Origin of the sequence: Streptomyces sp. RP5T (assembly GCF_003933965.1) — a bacterium.
Taxonomy (GTDB): domain Bacteria; phylum Actinomycetota; class Actinomycetes; order Streptomycetales; family Streptomycetaceae; genus Streptomyces.
Map to the genome: position 1 here is coordinate 1 of NZ_RSAJ01000285.1, position 10,574 is coordinate 10,574.

A 10,574-nucleotide genomic window follows, 5' to 3' on the forward strand; every position below is an offset into this window, starting at 1 on the left:
CCGCCGCGCCCTTCTCCATACCCGCCTCGCTCACCTGGTGCTCACCGTCCGCGTGTCCCGCCCCGAGCGCAGCACCCGGCCCGGCACGGCTCCGCTCACCACGTCGTCCCGGATCGCCTCGACGCCGTTGACCCACACGGCCCGTACGCCGATCGCCTTGGAGTCCAGCCGGGGGCTGTCACCCGGCAGGTCGTGCACCAGGGTGGCCGTGCCCGCGGCGATCCGCTCCGGGTCGAAGAGCACGAGGTCCGCATGGAAGCCCTCCTCGATCCGCCCGCGCTCCCGCAGCCCGAACAGCCGGGCCGGGTCGTCGGTGAGCATCTTCACGGCCTGCTCCAGCGAGGTGAGTTTCCGCCCGCGCAGACAGTCGCCGATGAAGCGGGTCGTGTACGGCGCCCCGCACATCCGGTCCAGGTGCGCGCCCGCGTCGGACCCGCCGAGCAGGACGTCCTCGTGCTGCCAGGCCTCGGCCCGCATCGCCCAGGACGCCGGGTCGTTGTCGGTGGGCATGGGCCACAGGACCGTGCGCAGCGAGTCGGCCGCGCAGATCTCGACGAGCGTGGCGAACGGCTCCTGCCCGCGCTCGGCGGCGATGTCCTCCACGACACGGCCGCTGAGCCCGCGGTTGGTGTCGCTGTAGGTGTCCCCGATGACGTACCGGCCGAAGTTGGTCAGCCGCCGGAAGACGCCGGCCTCCTTGGCCTGGGAGTGCCGCAGGAGTTCCCTCTGCACGTCCGGGTCGCGCAGCTTCTCGATGCGCTCGGGGACGGGCAGCGCGAGGACCGGTCCCCAGCCGGGGATGAGGTTGAGCGCGCAGAAGGTGCCCAGGGACATGTTCATCGGGGTGAGGATCGGCATGGTGAGGGCGACGACCCGGCCGCCCGCCTTGCGGGCCTGCTCGCTCGCGAACAGCTGCCTGGGCACCCGCTCGGGCACGGACGAGTCGATGGTCAGCACGTTCCAGTTCAGGGGCCGTCCGGCCGCCGCGCTCATCTCCACGAACAGGTCGATCTCGGCGTCGCTGAACTGGTCGAGGCATCCGGCGACGATCGCCTCGATCTGCGTCCCCTCGTGCTCTCCGACGGCCCGCGAGAGCGCGAGGAGTTCGGCGGGCAGCGCGTGCCGGGAGGCCACGGGTCTGCCGTCCCCGTCGGAGTGCGTGGACGACTGGGTGGTGGAGAAGCCCCAGGCCCCGGAGTCCATGGCCTCGTGGAACAGCCGCAGCATCGCGCCGAGTTGCTCCTCGGTGGGCTGCCCGCCGACGGCGTCCGGTCCCATGACGTACCGGCGCAGCGCGCAATGCCCCACCATGAAACCGGCGTTGACGGCGATGCGGCCCTCCAGGGCGTCCAGGTACTCGCCGAAGGAACTCCAGCTCCAGGGCGCGCCCTCCTCCAGGGCGACCAGGGACATCCCCTCGACCTTGGACATCATGCGGCGCGTGTAGTCGGCGTCCTCGGGGCGGGCCGGGCTCAGGGGCGCCAGGGTGAACCCGCAGTTCCCTGCGGCGACCGTGGTGACCCCGTGGTTGAGGGAAGGGGTCGCGTACGGGTCCCAGAACAGCTGGGCGTCGTAGTGCGTGTGCGGATCGACGAATCCGGGGGCGAGGACGAGTCCGGTCGCGTCCTCGCTGGTCCGGGCTTCTTCGGTGACGTTTCCTATGACGGCTATACGGCCGTCGCGTACGCCCACGTCGGCGGCGTGGGCGGGGGCGCCGGTCCCGTCGACAACGGTCGCCCCCTTGATGACGTGATCGAGCATGAACGCTGCCTCCTCATGCAGGCACGGTTGACCTACCCAGGGGCGCGGGGAACTGCGCGACCAGCCACAACCCGCCCGCACCCGCCGACGAACGCTCAAGCTCCCTGACGGAACCGCGTGGTCCGATGCACCGGGTCCGTGTCGATCTTCGGAATCACGTGCTCGCCGATCAGCCGGATCGTCTGCAGCGTCTCCTCCTTCGGCACCCCGACCGGCAGACCGAAGCTCAGCTGGTCCGCCCCGGCCTGCTCCCAGCGCTTGCACTGGCGGACCACCTCGTCGGGGTCCCCGCAGATCAGCAGCTCCTCCTCGATGAGCAGCTCGACGAACTCCGCGGTGTACTCGGGCAGCGTCTCCGGCCACTCCGGGAACCCCTCGGGCCGCGGGAAGGTGTCGTGGTAGCGGAAGACCAGCGAGGGCAGGTAGTGCAGACCGCCGTTGACCGCGATCTCGATCGCCTCGGCGTGCGTCGGCGCGCAGATCGCCGTGGTCGTCACCATCACGTTGTCGTTGACGAAGTCCCCGATCGGCTCGGCGTCCACGATCGCCGTCTTGTACTGCTCCAGCACCCACTCCATGTCGGAGACCTTCTGCACGCTGAAGCCGAGCACCCCGAGCCCCTTCTTCGCCGCCATGGCGTACGACGGCGGCGACCCGGCGGCGTACCACATCGCGGGGTGCGACTTCCCGTACGGCTTCGGCAGGACCTTGCGGGGCGGCAGCTGCCAGTGCTTGCCCTGGAAGCCGGCGTACTCGTCCTGGAGCCACATCTTCGGGAACTCCGCGATGGTCTCCTCCCAGATCTCCTTGGTGTAGTTCATGTCGGTCACCCCGGGGATGAACCCGAGGATCTCGTGCGAGCCGGCCCCGCGTCCGCTGCCGAACTCGAAGCGGTTCTCGCTGAGATGGTCGAGCATGGCCACCTTCTCGGCGACCTTGACCGGGTGGTTGACCTGGGCGAGGGGGTTGAAGATCCCGGAGCCGAGATGGATCCGCTCGGTCGCGTGCGCGAGGTAGCCGAGGAAGACGTCGTTGGCGGAGAGGTGCGAGTACTCCTCCAGGAAGTGGTGCTCGGACGCCCAGGCGTACTTGAAGCCGGACCGGTCCGCCTGGATGACGTACTCGGTCTCCTCCATCAGCGCCTTGTGCTCGGCCAGCGGGTCGGTCTCGGCGCGCTTGCCCACGTATCCCTGTACAAAGAGCCCGAATTCCAAGGAGGTTCACCGTCCCCAGTTGTCTCTGACGCCCAATGTTTCTGACGCATCGTCAGATTTGCGAAGCTGCCGCCGACTGTGGCACCGGGCGCACACAGGGTCAATAGCTGACGGCCGGTCAGATGGTGATCGCGGGGTCAGATGACGGAGACCCCCGCCAGCCAGCCGCCGTCGATCACGAACGGCTGTCCGGTGATGTACGAGGAGTCGGCCGAGGTCAGGAACAGGGCCAGCGCCGCCACCTCCTGCGGCCGCCCGATCCGGCCGAGCGGCACGAGCTTGCGGTAGAACCGGTCCAGCCCCCGGGAGGCCTCCTCGCCGTCCGCGGCCGGGTCCAGGACGGCCGGATTCGACATCGCGGTGTCGACGGCCCCGGGACACATGGCGTTGACCCTGATCCCGCGCGGCGCGAGCTCCAGCGCGGCGACCCGGGTGAGCCCGAGGATCGCGTGCTTGGAGGCCGCGTAGGCGCCCACGCCCGCCATCCCGGTCACTCCGGTGTAGGAGGCCGTGTTGACGATCGTGCCTCCGTCGGACATCACCGGCCCCACGGTCCTGATGCCGAGGAAGCAGCCGACCTGGTTGACCTGCACCACCTGCATGAACTCCGCGAGAGGCGTGTCCAGGAGGGTGTTGAAGCGCAGGATGCCGGCGTTGTTGACCAGCCCGTCGATCCGCCCGTACTCCTCCACGGCGGTCTCCACCGCCCGCTGCCAGTCCGCCTCCTGGCTCACGTCGAGGTGCACGTACAGCGCCCCGATCTCCTCGGCGAGCGCCTTGCCCTGCTCGTCCAGCACATCGCCCACGACGACCTCGGCGCCCTCCTCCCGGAACAGGCGGGCCTCCTGCTCTCCCTGCCCGCGTGCCGCGCCGGTGACGAGAACGACACGTCCGTCCAGCTTGCCCATGCGGTGACTCCTCAGAGGTGGGGGGCGACCTCGGCGCCGAACGCCGAGATCTGGTCGACGAGTTCGGCGCGGTCGCGGCTGCGGAACCGCACCTGGATCTGGTCCACGCCCATCGCGCCGTAGGCGCGCAGGGACTCGGCGAGCGCGTCGGGCGGGCCGCTGAGCGTGCGGCGGCCGACGTCCCAGGCGGGGGTGCCGAGGTGGAGCGGCTCGGCGATGGCCCCGACGGTGAACGGCCCTTCGAGGCCCGCCTCGGCCCGCAGCCGCCGTATCCGCTCGATCTGCGCGGGCAGCCTCTCCCGCGGGTCGCCCTGGGGCAGCCATCCGTCACCGCGCAGGGCGGCCCGGCGCACGGCGGCCGGGGAGGAGCCCCCGACCCAGACCGGGACATGGGCCTGCGCGGGCCGCGGGCGCTGTCCGAGGCCCTCGAAGTCGTAGAGCTTGCCGTGGTGTTCGGGGAACTCCTCGGGGCCGAGGGCCTTGCGCAGGGCGTCGATGGACTCGTCGAGGACGGCCCCGCGCCCGGCGAAGTCGGCCCCGAGCGCCTCGAACTCCTCCTGCACGTGCCCCGCCCCGACACCGAGGATCAGCCGGCCGCCGGCGAGATGGTCCAGGGTGGCGTACTGCTTGGCGGTGAGCAGGGGGTGCCGCAGCCCCACGACGGCCACGTGACTCAGCAGCCGCACCCGTTCGGTCACGCCCGCGAGGAAGGCGAGGGTGGCCACCGGGTCGTACCAGACGGTGCTCATCGCGGGCGCGAGGCGGCGCGGGATCGCCACGTGGTCGCAGGCGGCGATGTACGCGAACCCGGCGCGGTCGGCGGCGCGGGCGACCTCGACGAGGTCCTCCGGTCCGGCGGCGGCCTCCCAGGGTTCGGCGTAGATCGTGCTCTGGGACTGGACGGGGAGCTGGATGCCGTACGCGGTCACCGGGGGCCGTCCCAGAGGCCGTCCGGGGTGAGCCCGAGCAGGTCGATGGCGTTGCCGCGGACGATGCGCTCCACCACGTCGGCGTCCAGGTGTCCCATCTGGGCCTCGCCGACCTCCTTCGACTTCGGCCAGGTGGAGTCGGAGTGGGGGTAGTCGGTCTCGTAGAGGACGTTGCCGACGCCGATGGCGTCGAGGTTGCGCAGACCGAAGGCGTCGTCGAAGAAGCAGCCGTAGACGTGCTCGGTGAAGAGTTCGGACGGCGGGCGGTGGACCTTGTCGGCGACACCGCCCCAGCCGCGGTTCTCCTCCCACACCACGTCCGCGCGTTCCAGGATGTACGGGATCCAGCCGATCTGGCCCTCGGCGTACATGACCCTGAGGTTCGGGAAGCGCTCGAACTTGCCGCTCATCAGCCAGTCGACCATCGAGAAGCAGCAGTTGGCGAAGGTGATGGTGGAGCCGACGGCGGGCGGGGCGTCGGCGGAGGTGGAGGGCATACGGCTGCTGGAGCCGATGTGCATCGCGACCACCGTGCCGGTCTCGTCGCAGGCGGCGAGGAAGGGGTCCCAGTCGTCGGAGTGGACGGAGGGCAGGCCCAGGTGCGGGGGTATCTCGGAGAAGGCGACGGCCCGGACCCCGCGGGCGGCGTTGCGGCGGACCTCGGCGGCGGCGAGCTCGGCGTCCCAGAGCGGGATGAGGGTGAGGGGGATGAGCCGGCCCTGCGCCTGGGGGCCGCACCACTCCTCCACCATCCAGTCGTTGTACGCCCGCACGCACAGCAGGCCCAGTTCGTGGTCGGCGGCCTCGGTGAAGGTCTGGCCGCAGAAGCGCGGGAAGGTCGGGAAGCAGAGGGCGGACTGGACGTGGTTGACGTCCATGTCGGCCAGGCGCTGCGGGACGTCGTAGGAGCCGGGGCGCATCTGCTCGTAGGTGATGACCTCCAGCTTGATCTCGTCCCTGCTGTAGCCGACCGCGGTGTCGAGGCGGGTGAGGGGGCGCTGGAGTCCCTCGTAGAGCCACCAGTCGCCGAGCGGCCCGTCGTCGCCGGGGGCGCCCATCACGGGCTTGAAGCGGCCGCCCAGGAAGCTGATCTCCTTGAGCGGGGCGCGGACTACGCGCGGGCCGGTGTCCAGGTACTTCTTCGGGAGCCGGCTCTGCCAGACGTCGGAGGGCTCCACCGTGTGGTCGTCGACGGAGATGATCTTCGGAAGTGCCGTCGTGGTCTCCATGGCGCTCACGGTAGCGCCGATCTGACGACCCGTCAGCTCCGTGGACGGCGGGCCGATGACGACGGTTCGTGTGCGGACGTGTGCGGAGGACGGGTGAGGGGCTTGTGACTTCCCGCGCGTCCTCCTGTGATCACGCTCTCCACAGCTGACGCATCCGCCATGGACAAGGCAGACTGACGGGGTTGTAAACAGGCCCTAGGGGGACGGCGATGGACGGTGTACCGCGGGTGCCGGAGCAGAGGCGTCCCGGCTCCTCGACGGAGGCGGGGCTGGGCGCCGTGACCGACAGCAAGACGGAGTCAACGCCCGAGACGCCCCCCGGAGCCGAAACACACCCAGGCACCGAACCGGCCCGCACCACAGCCCCCCGAGCAACACCCGCACCCCCCGCCATCGGCGTCCTCGACGGTGTCATGTCGCTGCGGTTCTTCGTGCTCGGGCCCGTGCGGGCGCGGCGTGGGGAGGAGTTGCTGAACACCGGGTCGCCCCAGCAGCGCGCCCTGCTCGCCGCCCTGTTGCTGCGTGAGGGACGTACCGCGACCGCCGCCGAGCTGATCTCCGCCCTGTGGGGCGAGGAGCCGCCGGACCAGGCGCTGGCCGCGTTGCGCACGTACGCCTCCCGGCTGCGCAAGATCCTCGACCCCGGGATCCTGGTCAGCGAGTCCGGCGGGTACGCGATCCGCGGGCTCGGCGAGGACGCGCTGGACCTCGCCGCCGCGCAGGAACTGGCCACCGAGGCGGAGAAGGCCAAGGGCGCCGGTGACCTGTGCCGCGCACGGGACGCCCTGACCCGGGCGCTGGCCCTGTGGGACGGCGAGGTCCTCGCGGGCGTGCCGGGACCGTACGCCGAGGCGCAGCGCGTCCGGCTGGAGGAGTGGCGGCTGCAACTCCTCGAATCCCGCCTCGACATGGACCTGGAGCAGGGCTGCCACGCGGAGGCGGTCTCCGAGCTCACCGCCCTCACCGCCGAGCACCCCCTGCGCGAGCGCCTGCGGGAACTGCTCATGCTCGCCCTGTACCGCAGCGGCCGCCAGGCGGAGGCCCTCGCGGTCTACGCCGACACCCGCCGCCTGCTCGCCGAGGAACTCGGCGTCGACCCGCGCCCCGGCCTGCGCGAGCTCCAGCAGCGCATCCTCCAGGCCGACCCCGGTCTCGCGGAGCCCTCCTCACCGCAGCCCGAGCCGGTCGCCGCCCCCGTCCGCCCCGCGCAACTCCCGGCCACGGTCCCGGACTTCACCGGCCGCGCCGCCTTCGTCACCGAACTGAGCGAGGTGCTCGCCTCCGGTTGCGAGGGCCGGGTGATGGCGGTCTCCGCGCTGGCCGGCATCGGCGGCGTCGGCAAGACCACCCTGGCCGTGCACGTGGCCCACCAGGCCCGTTCCGCCTTCCCCGACGGGCAGCTCTACGTCGACCTCCAGGGCGCCGGCAACCGGGCCGCCGACCCCGAGACCGTCCTCGGCGCCTTCCTCCGCGCCCTCGGCACCGCCGACTCCGCGATCCCCGACTCCCTGGAGGAGCGGGCCGCCCTGTACCGCTCGGTCCTGGACGGCCGCCGGGTCCTCGTGCTGCTCGACAACGCGCGCGACGCGGCCCAGATACGGCCCCTGCTGCCGGGCACGGAGGGCTGCGCGGCCCTGGTGACCTCCCGGGTGCGGATGGTCGACCTCGCCGGCGCCCACCTGGTCGACCTGGACGTCATGTCCCCCGACGAGGCCCTCCAGCTGTTCACCAGGATCGTCGGCGAGGAGCGGGTCGCCTCCGAGCGCAAGGCCGCCCTGGACGTGGTCGCCGCCTGCGGCTTCCTCCCGCTCGCCATCCGCATCGCCGCCTCCCGCCTCGCGGCCCGCCGCACCTGGACCGTCTCCGTCCTCGCGGCGAAGCTCGCCGACGAACGCCGCCGCCTCGACGAACTCCAGGCCGGCGACCTCGCCGTGAAGGCCACCTTCGAGCTCGGCTACGGCCAGCTGGAGCCCGCCCAGGCCCGCGCCTTCCGGCTGCTGGGCCTGGCCGACGGCCCGGACATCTCGCTGGCCGCCGCGGCCGCCGTACTGGACCTGCCCGTCGAGGACACCGAGGACCTCCTGGAGTCCCTGGTCGACACCTCGCTGCTTGAGTCGGCGGCCCCCGGCCGCTACCGGTTCCACGATCTCGTACGGCTCTACGCGCGTGCGTGCGCCGAACGCGACGAGTGGCCGCCCAGCGAACGAGAGGCGGCGCTGTCGCGGCTGCTGGACTTCTACCTCGCCACCGCGGCGGCCGTGTACGCCATCGAGCGGCCCGGCGACCGGCTGGTGGAGCACCTGGAGGAGATCCGCCACCCCGGCCTGTCCTTCCAGGACCGCCACACCGCCCAGGACTGGCTGTACGCGGAGGCCAACGCCCTGCTCGCGTTCGTCCAGCAGTGCGCGAAGGGGGCCCTGCTGCGCCGCGCGGTGGACCTGCTGTGGGTGGCGAAGGACCTGGCCGAGTCGGGGGCCAACGCCCGGCAGTACGAGGTCGCCGCCGTCGCCCTGCGCGACGCGGCCGACGCGGCGGACGACCCGCGCAGCCGCGCGCGTGCGCTGACCACGCTCACCAACGTCCACCTCGTCGCCGGCCGCTTCGAGCAGGCGGACGCGGAGGCCCGGCTGGCCATGGACCTCGCCCGCGCGGCGGACGACCTGGCGCCCCGCTGCTGGGCCGCCAACGACCGCGGCATCATCGCGCTCTACCAAGGGCGCCACCCCGAGGGCGAGGCGTACCTGAAGGAGGCCATCGAGAGCTTCCGGCTCGACCGCAACCTCGCCGGCGAGGCGAGCGCGCTGTGCAACCTCTCCCGCATCCACCTGGCGCTCGGGCAGAGCACCAGCGCCGTGGAACTGGCCCAGCAGGGCATCGTCATCTACGACCGGCTCGGGCACACGCTGCGCGGCGCCAACGGCCGGTACGCGCTGGGCCTGGCGCTCACCGGGCAGGGTCGGCTGGACGCCGCCGTGGACCGGCTGACGGAGGCGCTGGAGGTCTTCCGCGACAGCAGGCAGCGGTTGTGGGAGGGCATGTCGCTCTTCCGGCTCGCCGAGGCCCACCTCGCCGGCCGCCGGCCCGCGCAGGCCGCCGCCCTCACCGAGCAGGCGCTGGCCGTGCTGCGGGGCATCGGCGGCGAGTGGCGGCGCGGCAACGTCCTCACCGTCCTAGGGCGGGCCCTCAGCGGGCTCGGGCAGTCGGGCCGGGCCCAGGCGTGCTGGCAGGAGGCGCTCGGCATCTTCGAGCAGCTGGGCTCGCCGGAGGCCGCCGACGTACGGCTGCTGCTCACGCCGTCGGCCACCGTGCAGGGCGCCACCGCGTAGGACGGGTACGGACGTTCATCGTTCGTTTATCGCCGCACGGCAGACTCGTCCTTGTCGATCCGTCGCGTCGGGGGGCAGGCGGGTCAGCGGTGGTCTCCATCGCTAGGGTTACCGACCCTGACACGCCCGCCCGGCGACCCTCGGGGGAGTCGCCGGGCGGCCTGGCCCATCATCGAACGGGAGAGTCATCACCCATGAGTGCAACCGAGAAGCGGGACGGCACCGTCAAGCCGCTCGACAACCACGCCACGGGGACCGAGGACGAGGTCACCACGCTCGACAACCACGCCACCGGCGCCGAGAAGGTCGTCACGGCGGCCGCGGGCACGACGGACGGCACGGTCAAGCCGCTCGACAACCACGCCACGGACGAGACGGTCTGACACGGGCTTCTCGCACACGGGGATCGGCCGCGGCGGCGCGGAGGGGGAGCCGTCGCGGCCGAGGCGTGTCCGGGGGCCGGCCGGTCAGGACCGGCGCAGCTCCCCCTTGACCACCTTCCCGCTCGCGTTCCGGGGCAGCCGCGCCACGAACTCCACCGTCCTCGGCACCTTGTAGTTCGCCATCTCCCGGCGGGCCCAGGCGATCAGGTCGTCGGCGGTCAGGACCGCACCCGGGCGGCGGACCACGTACGCCCGGCCGACCTCGCCGAGCCGCGCGTCGGGCACACCGACGACCGCCACGTCGGCCACCGCAGGGTGCAGGCCGAGCTGTTGCTCGATCTCCGCCGGGTAGGCGTTGAAGCCGCCGACGATGAACATGTCCTTGAGCCGGTCGGTGATCCGCAGGTTGCCGGCCGCGTCCAGGACGCCGATGTCGCCGGTGCGCAGCCAGCCGTCCTCGGTCACCGCCTCCGCGGTGGCCGCCGGGTCCTCGTAGTAGCCGCGCATCACGTTGAACCCGCGGACCAGGACCTCGCCGGGCTGCCCGTCCGGTGCCTCCACCCGCACCTGAGTGCCGGGGATGGCCCGTCCGGACGTCGACGCGATCACCGGCAGCGGGTCGCCGCGCCGGCACATCGTCACGATGCCGCTCGCCTCCGAGAGGCCGTAGGCGGTCAGGACCGTCTCCACGCCCAGTTCGCCGTGCAGTTGCTCGACCAGTCGCAGGGGCACCACCGCCGCTCCGGTCACCACCAGGCGCAGGGCGGACAGGTCGTGGGAGGTGCGTGCCGGGTGGTCCAGGAGGGACTGGTGGAGGGTGGGCG

At 72.1% G+C, this 10,574-nt stretch carries 8 protein-coding genes; 2 read left to right on the plus strand and 6 right to left on the minus strand.

Annotation, left to right across the window (positions count from 1 at the left end; translation table 11 throughout):
* Window positions 1–30 precede the first annotated feature (30 nt).
* The 5 genes from EHS43_RS26205 to EHS43_RS26225 form a co-directional block, all read right to left on the minus strand.
* Window positions 31–1,761: an amidohydrolase family protein gene (locus EHS43_RS26205; protein WP_125193220.1), complete on the minus strand. Its 1,731-nt coding sequence runs from the start codon at window positions 1,759–1,761 to the stop codon at window positions 31–33.
* 95 nt (window positions 1,762–1,856) lie between these two features.
* Window positions 1,857–2,975, minus strand: coding sequence for an LLM class flavin-dependent oxidoreductase (locus EHS43_RS26210; protein ID WP_125193221.1), 1,119 nt, complete (start codon window positions 2,973–2,975; stop codon window positions 1,857–1,859).
* A 137-nt stretch (window positions 2,976–3,112) separates the two neighbouring features.
* The gene (locus EHS43_RS26215; RefSeq protein WP_125193222.1) at window positions 3,113–3,883 is read right to left on the minus strand and encodes an SDR family NAD(P)-dependent oxidoreductase; all 771 of its coding nucleotides are present in this window, start codon (window positions 3,881–3,883) and stop codon (window positions 3,113–3,115) included.
* An 11-nt stretch (window positions 3,884–3,894) separates the two neighbouring features.
* A complete protein-coding gene (locus EHS43_RS26220; protein WP_260470720.1) occupies window positions 3,895–4,812 on the minus strand; it encodes an LLM class F420-dependent oxidoreductase in 918 nt (305 codons plus the stop codon).
* Window positions 4,809–6,050, minus strand: a complete 1,242-nt coding sequence (locus EHS43_RS26225) for an amidohydrolase family protein (RefSeq protein ID WP_125193223.1) — start codon at window positions 6,048–6,050, stop codon at window positions 4,809–4,811. The genes EHS43_RS26220 and EHS43_RS26225 overlap by 4 nt, the downstream gene beginning before the upstream one ends.
* A gap of 404 nt (window positions 6,051–6,454) precedes the next feature.
* Here EHS43_RS26225 and EHS43_RS26230 point away from each other — a divergent pair, with 404 nt between their 5' ends.
* Window positions 6,455–9,367 carry a BTAD domain-containing putative transcriptional regulator gene (locus EHS43_RS26230; protein ID WP_125193226.1) on the plus strand — a complete coding sequence of 971 codons (2,913 nt, stop codon included), beginning with the start codon at window positions 6,455–6,457 and terminating at the stop codon, window positions 9,365–9,367.
* 194 nt (window positions 9,368–9,561) lie between these two features.
* Window positions 9,562–9,750, plus strand: coding sequence for a hypothetical protein (locus EHS43_RS26235; protein ID WP_125193224.1), 189 nt, complete (start codon window positions 9,562–9,564; stop codon window positions 9,748–9,750).
* 84 nt (window positions 9,751–9,834) lie between these two features.
* Here the strand turns inward: EHS43_RS26235 and EHS43_RS26240 are convergent.
* On the minus strand, window positions 9,835–10,574 hold a 740-nt coding region (locus EHS43_RS26240; protein WP_148104093.1), incomplete at its 5' end, for an AMP-binding protein.

What these genes read in the sequence shown, in the direction of transcription:
- EHS43_RS26215 (WP_125193222.1), bottom strand. Translation starts at nt 3,883, where the DNA reads ATGGGCAAGCTGGACGGACGTGTCGTTCTCGTCACCGGCGCGGCACGC.
- EHS43_RS26235 (WP_125193224.1), top strand. Translation starts at nt 9,562, where the DNA reads ATGAGTGCAACCGAGAAGCGGGACGGCACCGTCAAGCCGCTCGACAAC.
- EHS43_RS26230 (WP_125193226.1), top strand. Translation starts at nt 6,455, where the DNA reads ATGTCGCTGCGGTTCTTCGTGCTCGGGCCCGTGCGGGCGCGGCGTGGG.
- EHS43_RS26205 (WP_125193220.1), bottom strand. Translation starts at nt 1,761, where the DNA reads ATGCTCGATCACGTCATCAAGGGGGCGACCGTTGTCGACGGGACCGGC.